Source organism: Volucribacter amazonae (assembly GCF_029783845.1).
Lineage (GTDB): Bacteria > Pseudomonadota > Gammaproteobacteria > Enterobacterales > Pasteurellaceae > Volucribacter > Volucribacter amazonae.
On record NZ_LWID01000001.1, the window covers coordinates 1,634,145 to 1,652,683 of the forward strand.

13 protein-coding genes are annotated in these 18,539 nt (G+C 41.2%); 2 read left to right on the top strand and 11 right to left on the bottom strand.

The window, feature by feature from the left end:
- The first annotated feature begins 42 nt into the window (after positions 1-42).
- Both A6A20_RS07860 and pckA read left to right on the top strand, forming a co-directional pair.
- A complete protein-coding gene (locus A6A20_RS07860) occupies positions 43-1,257 on the top strand; it encodes an aromatic amino acid transport family protein (RefSeq protein ID WP_279572906.1) in 1,215 nt (404 codons plus the stop codon).
- A 225-nt stretch (positions 1,258-1,482) separates the two neighbouring features.
- Positions 1,483-3,093: a phosphoenolpyruvate carboxykinase (ATP) gene (pckA, locus tag A6A20_RS07865; protein ID WP_279572907.1), complete on the top strand. Its 1,611-nt coding sequence runs from the start codon at positions 1,483-1,485 to the stop codon at positions 3,091-3,093.
- Positions 3,094-3,176: 83 nt separating this feature from the next.
- Here the strand turns inward: pckA and mscL are convergent, their stop codons facing one another.
- The 11 genes from mscL to priA all read right to left on the bottom strand — a co-directional run bounded on the left by mscL (position 3,177) and on the right by priA (position 18,530).
- Complete coding sequence (gene mscL / locus A6A20_RS07870; RefSeq protein WP_279572908.1) at positions 3,177-3,584, bottom strand: large-conductance mechanosensitive channel protein MscL; 408 nt, start codon at positions 3,582-3,584, stop codon at positions 3,177-3,179.
- Between the two features lie 633 nt (positions 3,585-4,217).
- Positions 4,218-5,891, bottom strand: a complete 1,674-nt coding sequence (locus tag A6A20_RS07875; protein WP_279572909.1) for a fructose-specific PTS transporter subunit EIIC — start codon at positions 5,889-5,891, stop codon at positions 4,218-4,220.
- 6 nt (positions 5,892-5,897) lie between these two features.
- Entirely contained in the window at positions 5,898-6,839 is a 942-nt protein-coding gene (gene fruK / locus A6A20_RS07880; protein ID WP_279572910.1) for a 1-phosphofructokinase, read from the bottom strand.
- Position 6,840: 1 nt separating this feature from the next.
- Complete coding sequence (gene fruB, locus A6A20_RS07885; protein ID WP_279572911.1) at positions 6,841-8,373, bottom strand: fused PTS fructose transporter subunit IIA/HPr protein; 1,533 nt, start codon at positions 8,371-8,373, stop codon at positions 6,841-6,843.
- Between the two features lie 202 nt (positions 8,374-8,575).
- Complete coding sequence (locus A6A20_RS07890) at positions 8,576-9,094, bottom strand: hypothetical protein (RefSeq protein WP_279572912.1); 519 nt, start codon at positions 9,092-9,094, stop codon at positions 8,576-8,578.
- 133 nt (positions 9,095-9,227) lie between these two features.
- Positions 9,228-9,689 carry a threonine/serine exporter family protein gene (locus A6A20_RS07895; protein ID WP_279572913.1) on the bottom strand — a complete coding sequence of 154 codons (462 nt, stop codon included), beginning with the start codon at positions 9,687-9,689 and terminating at the stop codon, positions 9,228-9,230.
- Entirely contained in the window at positions 9,689-10,477 is a 789-nt protein-coding gene (locus tag A6A20_RS07900) for a threonine/serine exporter family protein (RefSeq protein ID WP_279572914.1), read from the bottom strand. Before A6A20_RS07900 ends, A6A20_RS07895 begins: the two co-directional genes overlap by 1 nt.
- Before the next feature lie 78 nt (positions 10,478-10,555).
- The gene (gene argF / locus A6A20_RS07905; protein ID WP_279572915.1) at positions 10,556-11,557 is read right to left on the bottom strand and encodes an ornithine carbamoyltransferase; all 1,002 of its coding nucleotides are present in this window, start codon (positions 11,555-11,557) and stop codon (positions 10,556-10,558) included.
- Positions 11,558-11,672: 115 nt separating this feature from the next.
- Entirely contained in the window at positions 11,673-14,867 is a 3,195-nt protein-coding gene (gene carB / locus A6A20_RS07910) for a carbamoyl-phosphate synthase large subunit (protein WP_279572916.1), read from the bottom strand.
- A gap of 14 nt (positions 14,868-14,881) precedes the next feature.
- Positions 14,882-16,012, bottom strand: a complete 1,131-nt coding sequence (gene carA, locus A6A20_RS07915; protein ID WP_279572917.1) for a glutamine-hydrolyzing carbamoyl-phosphate synthase small subunit — start codon at positions 16,010-16,012, stop codon at positions 14,882-14,884.
- A gap of 331 nt (positions 16,013-16,343) precedes the next feature.
- Entirely contained in the window at positions 16,344-18,530 is a 2,187-nt protein-coding gene (gene priA / locus A6A20_RS07920; protein ID WP_279572918.1) for a primosomal protein N', read from the bottom strand.
- Positions 18,531-18,539 lie beyond the last annotated feature (9 nt).

Consider the following 18,539-nt stretch of genomic DNA (forward strand, 5'->3'; position numbering starts at 1 on the left):
AATCTCGTACACTTTTGATTACAACCCATTTACAGGTGATTTATGAACAAAACCCTTGGTACAACCTTATTAGTGGCAGGGACAATGATAGGTGGTGGTATGTTGGCAATGCCACTCACTTCGGCTGGAATAGGTTTTGGCTTTACTTTGCTGTTACTGATTGCATTATGGGCATTATTGACCTTTAGTGCCTTGCTCTTTGTGGAAATTTACCAAACCGCAGAACCTGATGCGGGGATTGGCACGCTTGCGGCTCAATATTTTGGCAAAACAGGAAGAATTATTGCTACCATTGTCCTAATGGTATTTTTATATGCGTTATTATCCGCTTATGTAACGGGTGGTGGCGGATTAATTGCAGGGGTAATGCCAATCATTGGCAATAGTGAATTAACGAGCCAGCTTACTATTGTGATGTTTACTCTTGTATTTGGCTGTGCGGTTGTGATGGGAACAAAAAGCACTGACGGTTTAAACCGCATTTTATTTTTTATTATGTTAGCGGCGTTTGCTTTGGTGTTATTGTTATTAATGCCAAAAATTCAATTCAATAATCTTATGGCAATGCCCATTGATAACGCCTTAATTATTTCAGCCAGCCCCGTTTTCTTCACGGCATTTGGCTTTCATGGCTCTATTCCAAGTTTAAATAACTACCTTGGTGGCAATATCAAAGCCTTACGCTTTGCGATTATTTGCGGTGGTTTAATTACCCTTACTGCCTATATTTTATGGCAACTTTCTACCCATGGGGTGTTGAGCCAAACGGAATTTTTAAGCATCTTACAAACTGATCCAACCTTAAACGGCTTAGTCAATGCCACCTTACAAATTACAGGTAGCCCCATGATTGCGTGGATTGTGAGAATATTTTCTGCTTTAGCCCTGATTACCTCTTTCTTAGGCGTTGCTTTGGGGTTACTTGAAAGCATTGATGACTTATTAAAACGGGTATGGCAACACCAAGCAAGCCGTTTTACCCTTGGCGTACTCACCTTTTTGCCACCTATGTTATTTGCTTTATTCTATCCGCAAGGCTTTATCCTCGCATTAGGTTATGCAGGACAAATGTTTGCTTTTTATGCGATAGTCTTGCCTGTGGCATTGGTTTGGCAAGTTCGCCGTCAACAGCCTAGATTGCCTTATCGTGTGCTTGGCGGTAAACCGATGTTGATTATCGTGTTATTGTTAGGCATTGCCATTACTTCTATTCCATTTTTCATCAAAGCAGGCTATTTGCCGTTTGTGGTAGGGTAAGGTAATTATCCTTTAATATTAAGGGCAAGATTTTTTAGATTTAGGCACGCATTTAATGTCGTGCCTCCTTGTCTTACTCTATTTGATCTAAATCACATAATCAGCGAACTATCCCCCTATTTTTTCATTTATTTTTCGGTTTAGTGATCTATCTAACATTTTTTAGGTAGAAATTCGCATACAATAATCACAGTAAATTTAAATTTTTAACAAAAGGGGTAATTTATGACTGATGTAATTATTAACGAGCTGGCAGATCTCGGTATTTATAATGTAAAACAAATTGTGCGTAATCCGAGTTATGAGGTTTTATTTGAAGAAGAAACCAAACCTGAATTAACAGGCTATGAAAAGGGAACATTAACTAATCAAGGTGCGGTTGCCGTTGATACAGGAATTTTTACAGGACGTTCACCAAAAGATAAATATATTGTATTAGATAAAAAAACGGAAAATACCGTATGGTGGACAAGCGATAAGGTTAAAAATGATAATAAACCAATGAACCAACAAACTTGGCAGAGTTTAAAATCCTTAGTCACCCAACAATTATCAGGTAAACGTTTATTTGTGGTTGATGCCTTTTGTGGGGCAAATAAAAATACCCGTTTAGCGGTGCGAATTATTACCGAAGTTGCTTGGCAAGCCCATTTTGTTACCAATATGTTTATTCGCCCCTCAGCGGAAGAATTGGTAAACTTCAAGCCTGATTTTGTGGTAATGAATGGCTCTAAGGTAACCAATCCGAATTGGCAAGAACAAGGATTAAATTCAGAAAATTTTGTGGCGTTTAATATTACTGAGGGTATTCAACTGATTGGCGGTACTTGGTACGGTGGCGAAATGAAAAAAGGTATGTTTGCTATGATGAACTACTTTTTACCATTACAAGGCATCGCCTCAATGCACTGTTCGGCAAATGTGGGAGAAAAAGGCGATGTCGCCATTTTCTTTGGTTTATCTGGCACAGGAAAAACCACGCTTTCTACCGATCCGAAACGTCAATTAATCGGCGATGATGAACATGGTTGGGACGATGAAGGGGTATTCAACTATGAAGGGGGTTGCTATGCCAAAACCATTAATTTATCGCCAGAAAATGAACCCGATATTTATGGGGCGATTAAACGTGATGCCTTATTAGAAAACGTGGTGGTATTGCCAAATGGCGATGTAGATTATGCTGACGGTTCAAAAACCGAAAATACCCGTGTATCTTACCCAATTTATCACATTAACAACATTGTGAAACCTGTGTCTAAAGCAGGGCATGCTAAAAAAGTGATTTTCTTAACTGCTGATGCCTTTGGCGTGTTGCCACCAGTGGCAAAATTAACCGCAGAGCAAACTAAGTATTATTTCCTCTCAGGGTTTACCGCTAAATTAGCCGGCACTGAACGAGGAATTACCGAGCCAACCCCAACGTTCTCTGCTTGTTTTGGGGCGGCATTTTTAACTTTACACCCAACCCAATATGCACAAGTATTGGTTAAACATATGCAAGCCGCAGGAGCAGAGGCTTATTTGGTTAATACAGGGTGGAACGGTACAGGTAAACGGATTTCAATTAAAGATACCAGAGCGATTATTGATGCGATTTTAGACGGCTCTATTGAACAAGCTGAAATGGGCAGTTTACCAATTTTTGATTTAGCCATTCCAAAAGCATTGCCAAATGTTGACCCTGCTATTTTAGATCCGAGAAATACCTATTCTGATCCAACGCAATGGCAAACAAAAGCTCAAGATCTGGCACAACGTTTTGTGAAAAACTTTGAAAAATACACCGAGAATGATGAAGGCAAAGCATTAATCAATGCCGGTCCAAAAATTTAATTGACAATCCTCTTAGTCATTTAAAAACGAGAGGGAATAACATTGGTTATTCCCTCATTTTATAGTCGTTTCACTTTAATGGCTTAACTACGATTATCTTTTAATAAATCGCGAATTTCTGTCAGTAATTTTTCTTCGCTAGAAGGTTCAGCGGGTTTTTCTTCCTCTGCTGGGGTTTCACGTTTTAATTTATTTAACGCTTTGATCATCATAAAAATAGCAAAGGCGATAATAATAAAATCAAAGACAGTTTGAATAAATGCACCATAATTTAATGCTACTTCAGGGGTATCACCTACCGCTTGCACCAACACAATTTTTAAATCTTTAAAATCAACGTTGTCAGTAAGTACCCCTAATACAGGCATAATCACGTCTGATACTAATGAACTAACGATTTTGCCAAATGCACCACCGATAATGACACCCACTGCCATATCAACGACATTGCCACGCATGGCAAATTCACGAAACTCTTTAATAAAACTCATAAAAATTCCTCTAATGTTATAGTCGTTTCAATTTAAAATAAGACAAGGCGGTACGCCGAAGACAGTACAAATAGTACGGCAAGGCGTGCCAACGCAGTATTATTTTAAAGTGGGGCGACTAAAATGATGATTAAATCAGGCGGTATTATAGAGCCTTTATAAAATAAGTACAGCAAAGAAAGACAAAAAATCTTAAAACGTACCGCACTTTTAACTTAACATTGCTTTTATTTTGAATGAAAGTGCGGTCAGTTTTGGGATTATTTTTTGCTGTTATTTCTCCGTCTTTGCTAACGGTTTCGTCCCTTTTTACAAAAGAGACGACTTACTTTCTTTGCTTGCACAAAGAAAGTAAGCAAAGAAATGCACCCCCTAGAAAAATTTTGATCCTGTGTTTCAACTTGAACCATTACGCCACATTTCTGAACTCGCCTTGCTCCGCAAGGCTCAAACAGCAGAAATGTGCCTATGGTTCTAAGTTTTACACAGGGAATTTTTAAGGGGGAATGATCGGAAGTATCCATATTTTTGGGAAAAAATACAAAAACCCACCGCACTTTAATCCCAAACATTGAGATATAAAAAAATGCCATAGTAATCACTATGGCATTTTTTGTTAATCTTTAACCAGCATTAAGCCAAATTTTTTGGTTTAATCACTGCATATAATACCCCTGTGATTAATGCCCCTACTGCGATAGCTAATAAGTACATTAATGGCTGTGAAACAAATGGGATCACAAATAAACCGCCATGTGGGGCATTTAGGGTAATGCCAAGGCTGGCGGAAATTGCCCCTGCTGTTGCACCACCTAACACACTGCTTACGATGACACGCAATGGATCGGCGGCAACAAATGGCAATGCCCCTTCGGAAATAAAGCATAAGCCTAATACAAAAGAGGCATTACCTGCGTTACGTTGGTTGGTGTTGAATTTATTTTTCGCTAACCAAGTGGCAATCGCCATACCTAGCGGTGGTACCATACCGCCCGCCATTGCGGCTGCCATAGGTACAGTAACATTTGAGGCAATCATACCCACTGAGAACGCATAAGCCGCTTTATTTACTGGACCGCCCATATCCACGCACATCATACCGCCGATAATTACGCCTAATAAAATGGCGTTAGTACCGCTCATACTGTTTAACCAGTTAGACAAACTTTGCATAATGCTTGCCACAGGTGGATTGACCACATAAACCATTGCTAAGCCAACAATTAATGTGCCTAATAATGGCAAAATCAAAATCGGTTTAAGCGAGGCAAAGGTGGTTGGTAATTTGATTTTATCGTTAAGCCATTTCACCACATAACCAGCGAGGAAACCGGCGATAATGCCGCCTAAGATCCCTGCATTGTTATTTGCCGCTAGCATACCTGCCGTTAAACCTACTGCCAACCCTGGGCGATCCGCAATAGAAAACGCCACATAACCGGCAAAGACAGCAATCATTAAGTGGAATGCCGCTCCACCACCAATATCCATTAAGGCTTTTGGTAAACCCCAAGCAAGATCAGGATCTTGGAAAGCATCAAAACCAAACATAAAGGAAATAGCAATCAGTAAGCCCCCAGCAACCACCAGTGGTAACATATGGGATACCCCTGTCATTAGGTGTTTATAGACGCCTTTTTTCTCTTGGTTTGTGTTGTTTGCTTGTGCTTTAGCCCCATTATCTGCTTGATAAATTTTTGCTTCAGCAAAGGCTTTATCAAACTCTTGTGCGGTTTTTTTAAGGGCTAAACCAGTTGAGGTGCGATACATTGGTTTGCCAGCGAATTTCGCTAAATCTACATCAATATCTGCCGCCACAAATACCAAATCAGCGGCTGCAATTTCTTCTGCACTGATAGGGTTGCCTGCTCCCACTTGCCCACGTGTTTCAACCTTAATTTGCCAACCTTGTTGTTTGGCATAATTTTCAATGGCTTCCGCTGACATAAAAGTATGGGCAACCCCTGTTGGACAAGCGGTTACTGCCACGATATTTTTGCTGGTTTTGCTACTTAAATGAGTCGCACTTTCTGTGGGTTCAACATAATCACTTGCTTGCTGTAACGCATTGTTAAAACTTTGTTCAGGGTTAATAAAAGCCTGTTCAGCGTCCACTAATGCCACTTTTTTGCCCACAAGTGCGGTCAGTTTTGGTAATGTTTTGCCGAATACGATAGCGAAGTCCGCTTGTTCCGCTTGGCTTACCACTTGATATTGTTGCTGTTGTGCAATTTGGCTAAATTGCTGACGTAATAAATAAGCCGTCGCATAAGCGAGTTCGGCAGATTGAGTAATAAAAATCTTCATTCCATATTATCCTTCAATGATATTAATATTGACCTTGGCAAGAATTGGATTTAACTGACTGCGATCAGGAATTCCTACATTACTTTGTGATACAGCAAATGCCGATACCGCACTGGCAAAGGCGAGAGTTTGCTGTTGCGATAAGCCTTGGCTTAAACCATAAATCAAGCCTGCCACCATTGAATCACCTGCGCCAACAGTGCTTACCACATTTTCACATTTTGGCGGTTGGGCTTGAATAATGGCATCATCACTTAACCATAATGATCCCTCTGCTCCCATAGAAATAATCACATTGGCAATGCCTTGAGATTTAAGCTGTTTGGCAGCTTCAACAATTTCGCTCAGGCTATTAAGTTTATACCCAACCCACGCTTCAAGTTCACGATGATTTGGTTTGACTAACCAAGGGTTTGCCATTAAGCCGGCGGTTAAGGCGGCATTACTGCTATCTAGCACCACTTTTACTCCATTCTCCGCAAGGGCTTTTAACCAAGCACTAAATTGCTCTGGCGTTACCCCACGAGGCAAACTGCCACACACCGCCACAATATCAAATTGTTTAGCGTAAGCTAAGGATTGTTGCGTAAATTGTTGCCAATCTTGTGGCGAGATTTGATAGCCTAGAAAATTAAGATCGGTAACGTCCGCTTCCGTTTCGGTAATTTTTACGTTAATACGGGTTTTCCCTGCCACTCGTTGGAATTTATCTTCAAGGTTAAGCTGTTGAAATAATTGAACAAAATCTCCTTGATTGTCTTCGCCCAGAAAACCGCCTACGGCAACATCAAGCCCCAAATCTTTTAGCACTTTCGCCACATTAATCCCTTTACCTGCTGGGAAAAGCCCTAGGGTTTCTACCGTATTTACTTCGCCAAGTTCAATGCGTTTTAAACGTCCCACCAAATCATAAGCGGTATTTAAGGTAATGGTTGCAATCTTGCTCATTTTATTCCCCCAATCCATTGGCAATAGCTTGTCCAATACCGTCAATGGCTTGTTGAGCTTGTTCGCCAGTGGCAACAAAACGCAAACGCTGTCCCTTGGTTACCCCTAATGCCACCACTTTCATCAAACTTTTGGCACTGACTAAGGCAGAATTGCGATCCAGATTTTGTACGCTCACTGTGGCATTATATTTTTTCACTTCATTTACTAACACTGCACTTGGACGTGCGTGTAAACCATGTTCATTATGTACAGTAAAAATGCCTTCTACTTCATCGCCAGCTGGGGCAGCGGTATTTGGGCTCGCTTGTGGTGCGGTTGAGCTGGCTACTTCAATGCTATCAGCTTCGGCAGGCGGTACAGCAGAAACGCTTTCGCCTAAACCATTAGCGATTTCTTTACCAATGGCTTCAATGGCTTGTTGTGCGTCATCGCCTTCAGCCACAAAACGCAAACGATGCCCTTGTGTTACCCCTAAGGCAACAATTTTCATCAAACTTTTAGCACTGACTTCCGCACTATTGCGTGTTAAGTTTTGTACGCTAATTTTGGCATTAAATTGTTTAACCGTATTGACTAAAACCGCACTTGGGCGAGCGTGTAAGCCGTGTTCATTACGAATAGTAAAAGTACCAATTACCGCACCAGCTGGGGCAGTGGTTGTGCTTTCACTGCTCTTTTCACTGGTTTGGCGTTGCTCTTGAGCAGGAATTTCTTTGCCATTTAAACCTGCTACAATTTGGTTAAGCTCGCCATTGAGTAATAACTGCTGTACTTGAGGCTCTAATAAACGAGCCAATAATTCATTGATTTGATCATCTGCCGCTGCAATGGTTAGCACACCACGCACCGCTTTGCCATTGTTACTAAAAGTATTTTTAGCACGACTAAAGGCAAGGGCATTTTTTACATTACCTGTTAAGCTATCGGTTACCCACAATCCCTCGGTCAAAGGCAAGGCAGGATTGGCGATCACTTCCGCCACAAATTGTTCATTTACCGCCCCTTGTTGTTGTAATTTGCCCGCATTAATGGCAGTCAGGGTTAATAAACTTTCGCTGTCAATATCAAGGCTAATGCTTTCCTGTTTAACCTGCAACGCTTCGCCCTCGCCCATTAAAATAGCACGAAATTTTTTGCGATCCGCAAGATTAGCCAAAGAGGCGGCGACTTCTTCATCGCCAAGTACATGGGTTAATTGGCGTAACAATGCCAAATGTTCATCAGATTTGGCAGCAATCCCAATTACCACATAAGCTAAATTGCCCTCGCCCCATTCAATCCCTTGCGGAAATTGAAATACCTGCACGCCCGTATTTTTCACCATATTACGGGTGTCTAGCGTACCATGAGGGATAGCAATACCATTCCCCAAAAAGGTGGAGGTTTGTTGTTCACGAGCAAGCATACCTTGCAAATAGCCAGCCTCTACATAACCTGCTTGCTCTAATGCTTGTGCCACCTGCTCAATGGCTTGTTGTTTATTGTCGGCTTTCGCCGCTAAATGAATGTTATCTTCGGGTAAATTAAACATTCTAATTTCCTCTTGTTGATTTTAGAAAAAACGTTTTAGCTTTCTTGATATAGTTGTCTCAATTTAGAATAAGATAAGACGGTACGCCAAAGACAGTACAAATAGTACAGCGAAACGTGCCAACATTGTATTATTTTAAAGTGGAACGACTATTAAAAATAAAAGGACGGTTTTAACACCCTCCTTTGCTAACAATCCTAATTTATTTTGCTTGGCAAACTTGTAATAATTGTTCGCTACCTTGCGTTAAAAATTCATCATTTTCTGACCGCACTTTATTTTTCTGCAAATCACGCATCGCATCATAAATTCCTTGCGTCATACTTGGACGATCAATATTATCCCAGCAAGTGGCGCTTAAACGGCTAAAATTCGCTTGCAAATCGGCGGCAAATACCACGCCACTATAATAAGCATATACATTATTATCATTCATACCCTGATTGAGATTTTGCTTAATTTGTTCAATCGGTACTAAAATTCGTCCTAAATACCAATCATTTACGCCACTAGTAAAAGAATTCACATCGTAATCCTGTCCGACTCGGTCGCTATAACTTTGCACAGTGGTTTCATACGCCACAGCATAAGATTTTTGATCGATTGCTGTTTTATCTAATGCAATAACCGCTTTTTCTTTATTGACAAAGGGAATATAAGAAGAAACAGAGCAAGCGGACAGCAATAAGGCAATCAGGTATAAAGAGAATTTTTTCAACATAACTTTCCTTTTTATTACTAAAAAATGAACTGTATATTATACATAAGTCTTTCACAAAAACATAAAAATGCTTCTTTTTAAGCTAAAAATTTTTGATATAGTCAGGCTATTTAACGTGGGACGACTCTAAATGCTAAACAACAGGACGCTGGCGATAAAATAACAAACCGGGTAGAGCTAAGCCAAAGACTAATGCTCCTAAAATAAAACCTGTTTTTACAAAATTTTCTAATACTTGTGAGAGTAATGTTTGGTTGTACCCATAATAATTAATTTGCACAATGGCAATCATAGCTTTGTAGGCATATACGCCGGGAATCATTGGAATAATAGCGGCAACGGTAAATACCTTGGGGTGAGCTAAATAATGTTGTGAGAGTTTTACGCCAATAAAGCCCACCAAAGCGGCAGCAAGAAAAGTGGCAGGTATAAGATTAATGCCAAGAGTTAATAATAATGTTCGTGAAAGATGCCCCAATGCCCCTAATATGGCACAATATTTTAATGCGGTGGTAGGTACATTAAATAATAAGGCAAACCCTACGGCTGGCAAGGCGGAAAGTAGTGCGTCTTCTAGCAAGCTTAATAACTGCATTAGTAGCCTCCCCATTGATGAATATTCAGCAAGGATAGGGCGGAGACAATCCCCATACAAGCCCCCAAGGTTAATATCGTTGCGATTGCCCAACGTCCAATACCCATATTAACATGCCCTTTTAACACATCAGCAAGGGCATTAATTAAGGGAAAGCCGGGAACTAATAATAAGACACTTGAAGCAATAGCAATTTGCGGATCATTGCCTAATTCGTATTTTAAACCTAAGCCTGCAATTAATGTAGCTACAAAGGCGGTAATGGCAAAAACAATGATGGGATTATAATGTTGTATGGCTAGTACTTGGCGTACAAACATTGCACACATTGCAGCGACAAAGGTTATTGCACAAGTAATAATATCGCCACCAGATAAACGAGCAAAGGCGGCACAAGATAAACCAATCATTACGATCACTAGCCAACGATTATATTTTAGCGGTGCAAGTTGATTGAGCTTTGTTTTTACCATAGCGAGATCATAGATTTTGTGTTCAGCCGCCAGCATAATATGTTGCACTTCCGTTACAATATACATATTAATGCCCTTATCTTGGTTTTTGCGGGTGGTGGTAATACAACGATCTTGATAGCGTGTGGTTAGAATAATGGCATTGGGGGTTAAAGCACATTCCACCGAATCTATGCCTAAAGCTAATCCTAGCCGTTCGGTAATTTGCACAATCAAGGTACTTTCTGCACCATGTTGTAACAATAGCAAAGCTGTGTAAGCGCATACCCGCGTAATATCTTGTTGTACTTCATAAGAAATATTTAGATTAGCCATTTTTTACGCCATAAAGATAAAGAAGAAATGTATTAACACAAAGGAAATAGTCTAATGACTATTCCCTTTAGGAAAAATTTAGCCCAATGTAGCAACCATTACCGCTTTAATGGTGTGCATACGGTTTTCCGCCTCATCAAATACAATAGAGGCATCGGACTCAAAGACTTCATCGGTAACTTCTAATCCATTCATTCCATAACGCTGTGCCATTTGCTTACCTATGGTGGTATGTTCATCGTGGAAAGCAGGCAAGCAGTGCATAAATTTTACCTTTGGATTTTCGGTTAATTGCAATAATTGTGCATTCACTTGATAAGGCCTCATTAAGTTTATCCGCTCTTGCCAAGCCTGTTCAGGTTCACCCATGGATACCCAAATATCCGTATAAAGAAAATCTACCCCTTTGACACCTTGCTCAACTTGTTCAGTGCAAGTAATTTTCGCCCCTGTTTTGCGGGCAATTTCCGCCACTTCATCAAGCAGTTTTTGTTCTGGCCAAAAGGCTTTAGGGGCAACTAAACGCAAATCTAAGCCCATTAATGCCGCCCCCTCAACTAACGAATTTCCCATATTATTGCGAGCATCGCCTAAATATGCCATTTTCATTTGGTTTAAACGTTTACCTTCGCCATGCTCTAACATGGTTAAAAAGTCCGCTAAAATTTGGGTTGGGTGAAATTCATCGGTTAGCCCATTCCACACAGGTACACCAGAATATTGGGCTAAAATTTCTACTAATTCTTGCCCATAACCACGATATTGAATACCGTCATACATACGCCCTAACACACGAGCAGTATCTTTCATAGATTCTTTATGCCCAATTTGTGAACCACTTGGACCAATATAGGACACCTTTGCCCCTTGATCAAAAGCGGCAACCTCAAAAGCACAACGGGTGCGTGTTGAGGTTTTCTCAAAAATCAGTGCAATATTTTTACCTGTTAAACGAGGTTGTTCTGTGCCTGTATATTTGGCTTGTTTTAATTGGCTTGACAGATCTAATAAATATTGAATTTCACGTGGGGTAAAATCCATTAAACGTAAAAAATGACGGTTACGAAGATTGATCGGCATAGTCTGTTCCTTATTTTAGATAAAAAGTGCGGTCTTTTTTTGAAAAATTTTACCAAATATAATCGTTCTACCAAGTAGAACCTTGATAGCCACTGCTTAACAGTGGCTATCCCAATTAATGTAGCTGTTGAATAGCGTATACATCATACTGATCTAAACATTGCACACTTTCAGCCAATGCCTCTGCCCCAGCCAATGTGGTTTGGTAGAAGATCTTTTGTTGCAAGGCACTACGGCGAATAGAATGGCTATCTGTTACCGATTCTGGCAAGTTGCCTACCGTATTGATAACCATAGCAATTTCGCCATTTTTAATGGCATCAACAATATGCGGACGACCTTCACGCACCTTATTTACCGTTTGTACACTTACCCCATTATCACGCAGATATTGCGCAGTGCCTAAGGTGGCACACAAACCATAACCTTGTTGTTGTAAGGCTTTTGCTACTGCCAATAAGCGAGGTTTGTCCTTGTCATCAACGGAAACAAAGACCTTACCTGTTTTCGGGATACGCTCGCCAGCCCCCATTTGAGCTTTAATAAAGGCCTCGGCAAAGGTTTTGCCAATGCCCATAACTTCGCCGGTTGAACGCATTTCAGGGCCTAAAATGGTATCTACCCCCGGGAATTTTATAAAAGGGAATACTGCTTCTTTTACCGCATAAAATTGCGGGGTAACTTCTTGATAAATCTGCTGTTGTTGCAAGGAAATGCCCGCCATTACTCTGGCGGCAATTTTGGCTAACGGTACACCTGTGGCTTTACTCACAAAAGGCACCGTACGAGAAGCACGAGGATTGACTTCTAAGACATAAACCACCTCATTTTGTACCGCAAATTGTACATTCATTAAGCCCACCACCAGCAAGGCTTTTGCCATGGCAATGGTTTGACGGCGGATTTCTTGCTGAATAGCTTGACTTAATGAATAAGGCGGTAAGGAACAAGCGGAATCGCCAGAATGAATACCAGCTTGTTCAATATGTTGCATAATGCCACCAATAAATACTTGTTCGCCATCGCAAATACAATCAACGTCCACTTCAATGGCATTATTTAAGAAATGATCCAATAAAATTGGGCTATCTTCTGATACGGACACCGCCTCTTGCATATAGCGATTAAGTTCTTCATCGTTATACACAATTTGCATCGCACGCCCCCCTAGCACATAGGACGGACGCACCACCAAAGGATAGCCTACTTCATTTGCTAACACTAACGCCTCTTGGCTGTTACGAGCGGTACGGTTTTCAGGCTGTTTTAGCTGTAATTGTTGTAAAATTTGTTGGAAACGCTCACGATCTTCTGCGGCATCAATGCTATCCGCTGAAGTACCAATAATATTTACGCCATTTTCATGTAAAGCATTGGCTAATTTTAATGGGGTTTGTCCGCCATAATGCACAATTACGCCATAAGGTTGCTCAACATGGATAATTTCCAATACATCTTCTAAGGTCAATGGTTCAAAATATAAGCGATCCGACGTGTCAAAATCCGTAGAGACGGTTTCAGGGTTGCAGTTTACCATAATGGTTTCAAAACCACTTTCACGTAAAGCAAGGGCGGCGTGTACACAGCAATAATCAAACTCAATCCCTTGCCCAATACGGTTTGGACCGCCGCCTAAAATCATAATTTTTTTACGTTGACTAGGGCGAGCTTCACATTCTTGCTCATAGCTAGAATATAAATAAGCGGTATCAGAGGAAAACTCGCCTGCACAGGTATCTACACGTTTATACACAGGGTGTAAATTGAGGCTATGACGTTTGGCTCGCACTTCTGCCTCGCTAGATTGAGTAAGTTGAGCAATGCGTTTATCAGCAAAACCTTTGCGTTTTAAACGGCGTAGCTCGTGATAATCTAAATCTGCTAATTGGCGTTGTTCTAAGGCTAATTCTTCTTGCACCAAATCCTGAATTTGCACTAAGAACCAAGGATCAATTTTGCTGTAATGATGAACTTCTTCTAGGCTAAAGCCTGCTCCAAAGGCATCAGCCACATATAAAATCCGAATCGGTCCAGGGTTAGCTAATTCTTGGCGGATTTTTTCAGGTTGTTCAGACATTAAATTAAAGCCACAAATCCCTGTTTCTAAGCCACGCAGGGCTTTTTGTAAAGACTCTTGGAAGGTACGTCCCATTGCCATAACTTCGCCCACCGATTTCATTTGGGTGGTTAAGCGATCGTCCGCTTGTGGGAATTTTTCAAAGGCAAAACGTGGCACTTTAGTAACTACATAATCAATAGAGGGTTCAAAAGAGGCAGGGATTAATCCGCCTGTAATATCATTACGCAATTCATTGAGGGTATAACCCACTGCCAATTTCGCCGCCACTTTAGCGATTGGAAAACCTGTGGCTTTTGAGGCGAGGGCGGAAGAACGGCTTACCCTTGGATTCATTTCAATCACAATCATTTCGCCGTTGGCAGGATTTATGGCAAACTGAACATTCGCACCGCCTGTATCCACCCCAATTTCTCGCAATACCGCTAAAGAGGCATTACGCATAATTTGATATTCTTTATCCGTTAAGGTTTGTGCAGGGGCAACGGTAATAGAGTCGCCAGTATGCACGCCCATAGGATCAAAGTTTTCAATGGAACAAACAATAATGCAATTATCCGCTTTATCGCGTACCACTTCCATTTCATATTCTTTCCAACCTAGCACCGATTGTTCTATTAACAGTTCGTGGGTAGGCGAGGCATCAAAACCACGCTCGCAAATGGCTTGAAATTCATCACGATTATAGGCAATACCACCGCCAGAACCGCCCATAGTGAAAGAGGGACGAATAAGGGTAGGAAAGCCCACTTCCGCTTGTGCCGCCCAAGCCTCATCAAAGCTATGGCAAACAAAAGATTTTGGTGTATTCAAGCCGATTTTTGTCATGGCTTGTTTAAAACGCCCACGATCTTCCGCTTTATCAATGGCATCTTCGCTTGCCCCAATCAGTTCCACTTGGTATTTTGCCAACACGCCATGTTTGGCTAAGTCTAAGGCACAATTTAATGCAGTTTGTCCGCCCATTGTTGGCAAAATGGCATCAGGGCGTTCTTTCTCAATAATCTTGGCGAGGGTTTGCCATTGGATAGGCTCAATATAGGTTACGTCCGCCATATTCGGATCGGTCATAATGGTGGCGGGGTTGGAATTAACTAAGATAACTTGATAACCTTCTTCACGTAAGGCTTTACAGGCTTGAGCGCCAGAATAATCAAACTCACAGGCTTGCCCAATCACAATAGGCCCTGCCCCAATAATCAGTATTTTGTTTATATCAGTACGTTTTGGCATAATTTCTTTTTCTCTTAACAGGCTTTCGTTTGCTTTAAATAACCAATAAATTTATCAAATAAATAAGCTACATCTTGTGGGCCGGGGCTTGCTTCTGGGTGTCCTTGGAACGAAAAGGCTGGTTGATCCACTAATTCAATCCCTTGTACTGAATGGTCAAATAAGGAACGGTGGGTAACCTTAACATTGCTCGGTAAACTGTCTTCATCAACCTCAAAGCCATGATTTTGGCTAGTGATAAATACCTTTTGGCTAGCAAGGTCTTGCACTGGGTGATTTGCCCCATGATGACCAAATGCCATTTTCTTGGTTTTTGCCCCAACCGCTAAACCTAATAATTGATGCCCTAAACAAATACCAAAAATCGGCTTTTTACTGGCTAATAAGGTTTTAATGGCGTTAATTGCGTAGTCGCAAGGTTCTGGATCACCGGGGCCATTAGAAAGAAAAATGCCGTCAGGATTATAGGCTAATACTTCTTCCGCTGAGGTTTTGGCTGGCACAACCGTAATTTTACAACCACGTTGAGCGAGCATACGCAAAATATTATGTTTTACCCCAAAGTCATAAGCCACAATATGATATTCGGCGTTATCAGCTTGGCTAAAACCTTGCCCTAATTGCCATTCGCCCTGTTGCCAAACATAGGGTTCAGAATGGGTAACCTGTTGTGCCAAATCTTTCCCTGCCATTGATCCAAATTGTTGAGCCAATGCTAATGCCTGTTGTTCATCAATATTGCCTGCCATAATACAGCCCGCTTGTGCCCCTTTTTCACGCAATAAACGGGTTAAACGGCGAGTATCAATATCCGCAATCGCCACCACTTGATTAGCGATTAAATACTCTTTTAAACTGGCATTGGCTCTAAAATTGCTATGTAGCAATGGCAGATCACGAATAATTAAGCCCGAGGCATAAATGCGATCTGATTCAACATCTTCGCTGTTGGTACCTGTATTGCCAATATGGGGATAGGTTAAAGTAACTAATTGTTGATAATAAGAGGGATCGGTAAGAATTTCTTGGTAGCCTGTCATAGAGGTATTAAACACCACTTCGCCGACAGAATGACCGTTAATGCCAATTGATGAGCCGTAAAAGACCGAGCCATCAGCCAACACTAAAATTGCAGGTTCAGACATGGATTACTCCTAAAAATATTGTTTGTTTGGTTGAACACTTACGAATGCTCATTAACCACAACTTAGTAATTTTATAGCCGTTCCACTTTAAAATAATATTGTGTTGGCACGCCTCGCCATACCGCCTTGTCTTAATTTTAAATTGAAACGACTACGCATAAAAAATTGTGGGAAAACCCACCGCACTTTTATCAATTACCAAATCGTGTCTGAAAATTTAGCTGTGCTAAACTTGTCCATTTTAAATGAGCAAGCAAGTTGTTTCAAGCAAATTCACTTAATGACTAATTATTCACTTATTATGAATAATTATTTAATTAATGCAAGATAATTATGCAAATTCTTGCGGATCAATATCTAGTGACCAACGTACTTTATTAAGCAACTCAAAGGATTGCTGATGAAATTGCTGTAAAATCTGTTGTAACCCTTGACGAGAAGGATATTGTAACAATAATTGCCAGCGATATTGTCCTGCTTTTTTGCTATGAGGGGCAGGCATAGCCCCAAGAATTTGTAAACCTGTAAGCTGTTGTTGCTGAAAATAATCCGCCACCTGTTGCAAGGCTTGTTCTGCCAAATGATTATCACGACTTTGAGCTTTAAATAAGGCTTGTGCTGAAAATGGTGGTAACCCCATACTATGGCGTAAATGCAAGGCTTGCTCGGCAAAGGCAGGATAACCGCCTGTTAATAAGGCTTGTAATAAAGGGTGGTCAGGGTAATGGGTTTGCAACAAGACCTCGCCTTGTTTTTCCGCTCGCCCTGCACGCCCAGCCACTTGCACATAAAGCTGTGCCAAACGTTCTTCCGCACGAAAATCAAGGGAAAATAACGCACTATCCACATTGACAATCGCCACTAGGGTAACATTGGGAAAATGATGCCCTTTGGCTAACATTTGCGTTCCAATAAGAATTTGGCTTTTGCCCTGTTGAATATCCTTTAAATGCGCTTCTAATTTGCCCTTGCGCGCGGTACTATCTCGGTCTATGCGAGTAATATGATATTGTGGAAAACGCTGTTGTAAGGCTTGCTCAAGTTGTTCTGTGCCTAAGCCTGTGGTAATTAAATGGGTTGAGCCGCAAGATTCGCATTGATGAGGAATTGTGCGTTGAGCGTGGCAATAATGACAACGCAAAACTTGTTGCTGTTGATGATAAGTATAGGGCTTTTCACAATGGCGACATTGGCAAATCCAACCACATTCGTGGCATAACAACACAGGGGCAAAACCACGCCGATTAAGAAACAACAAGACTTGATTGCCTTTTTGCAAATGATCTTGCATACGGGCTAATAATTGGTGGGAAAGCCCTTGTTGCACCGCTTGCTTTTTCAAATCAATGATCTGTTGTTGAACCGCTGTGCTTTGCCCTGCTCGTTGAGTCAGTTGAATTGCCTTGTATTTGCCATTTTGTACATTATTTAGGCTTTCAAGGCTTGGGGTTGCCGAACCCATCACAATGGGAATATCACAAAATTTAGCATAAAGCACCGCCAAATCTCGGGCATGATAACGCCAACCCTCTTGTTGCTTAAAAGAACTGTCGTGTTCTTCATCAATAATAATCAAGCCTAAATTGACAAATTGACTAAACAACGCCGAACGTGTGCCTATTACAATCGCCGTTTGCCCTGTTCTCACGCGTTGCCAAGCCTGCAAACGTTGATTGTCGTTTAAATGGGAATGTAGCACCTCAATCGCCACATTAAACCTTGCTTGAAAGCGTTGTACGGTTTGTGGGGTCAAGCCAATTTCCGGCACTAACACTAACACCTGTTGCCCTTTTTTTAGGATTTCCTCAATCAACTGCAAATAAATTTCGGTTTTGCCTGAACCCGTTACCCCCTGCAACAAAAAAGCGGCAAAGCCTTGTTGAAACACTAATTGGCTCATGGCTAGGGCTTGCTGTTTATTTAGGGTTAAACGGTTATCCTGATTGACCAGCGGTTTATCCGCTAATTGTTGTTGCCAAGATTGTTCTTTCTCAAACTGTTGTTGCTCAATAACCAAGCCTTTTTGGATTAAAGGGTGCAAAATGGTTCGGCTAATGGAAGAATGATCCTGCTGGGAAAGGCTTAATTGTTGCAAGGCTTGTCGCTGTTTTGGCGCACGTTTCAGCATATCATTATGCAAGGCTTGCTCACCAAGTGCGGTGAGTTTTAACAAAATTTTTGCTTTTGGCACCGCACTTTCCCCTTGCCGTAATTTAACAGGCAAGGCTTGCAATAACACCTCGCCCAAGGGGGCTTGATAATAATTGGCTGCCCAGTGAAGTAATTGCCACAATGTGGGCTGAAACAGGCTTTGCTGATCCAAAACCTCAATGACCTGCTTTAATTGTTCCCTTGGCAAATCTGATTGAGGAGGAAAATCCACCACCACCGCCACTTTTTTTTGTGTCCCAAAAGGCACTAATACTCGGCTACCAATGGCTAAGGTCTGTTGTTCATCAAGCAAATAATCAAAACAACGCATTAAAGGGACAGCTAAGGCGACACGAATCAGTTTCATTAATCCTCG

Excerpts from the sequence above, each read along its gene's own strand:
- A6A20_RS07860 (WP_279572906.1), top strand. The coding sequence starts at position 43 with ATGAACAAAACCCTTGGTACAACCTTATTAGTGGCAGGGACAATGATA.
- pckA (WP_279572907.1), top strand. The coding sequence starts at position 1,483 with ATGACTGATGTAATTATTAACGAGCTGGCAGATCTCGGTATTTATAAT.
- mscL (WP_279572908.1), bottom strand. The coding sequence starts at position 3,584 with ATGAGTTTTATTAAAGAGTTTCGTGAATTTGCCATGCGTGGCAATGTC.
- A6A20_RS07875 (WP_279572909.1), bottom strand. The coding sequence starts at position 5,891 with ATGAAGATTTTTATTACTCAATCTGCCGAACTCGCTTATGCGACGGCT.
- fruK (WP_279572910.1), bottom strand. The coding sequence starts at position 6,839 with ATGAGCAAGATTGCAACCATTACCTTAAATACCGCTTATGATTTGGTG.
- fruB (WP_279572911.1), bottom strand. The coding sequence starts at position 8,373 with ATGTTTAATTTACCCGAAGATAACATTCATTTAGCGGCGAAAGCCGAC.
- A6A20_RS07890 (WP_279572912.1), bottom strand. The coding sequence starts at position 9,094 with ATGTTGAAAAAATTCTCTTTATACCTGATTGCCTTATTGCTGTCCGCT.
- A6A20_RS07895 (WP_279572913.1), bottom strand. The coding sequence starts at position 9,689 with ATGCAGTTATTAAGCTTGCTAGAAGACGCACTACTTTCCGCCTTGCCA.
- A6A20_RS07900 (WP_279572914.1), bottom strand. The coding sequence starts at position 10,477 with ATGGCTAATCTAAATATTTCTTATGAAGTACAACAAGATATTACGCGG.
- argF (WP_279572915.1), bottom strand. The coding sequence starts at position 11,557 with ATGCCGATCAATCTTCGTAACCGTCATTTTTTACGTTTAATGGATTTT.
- carB (WP_279572916.1), bottom strand. The coding sequence starts at position 14,867 with ATGCCAAAACGTACTGATATAAACAAAATACTGATTATTGGGGCAGGG.
- carA (WP_279572917.1), bottom strand. The coding sequence starts at position 16,012 with ATGTCTGAACCTGCAATTTTAGTGTTGGCTGATGGCTCGGTCTTTTAC.
- priA (WP_279572918.1), bottom strand. The coding sequence starts at position 18,530 with ATGAAACTGATTCGTGTCGCCTTAGCTGTCCCTTTAATGCGTTGTTTT.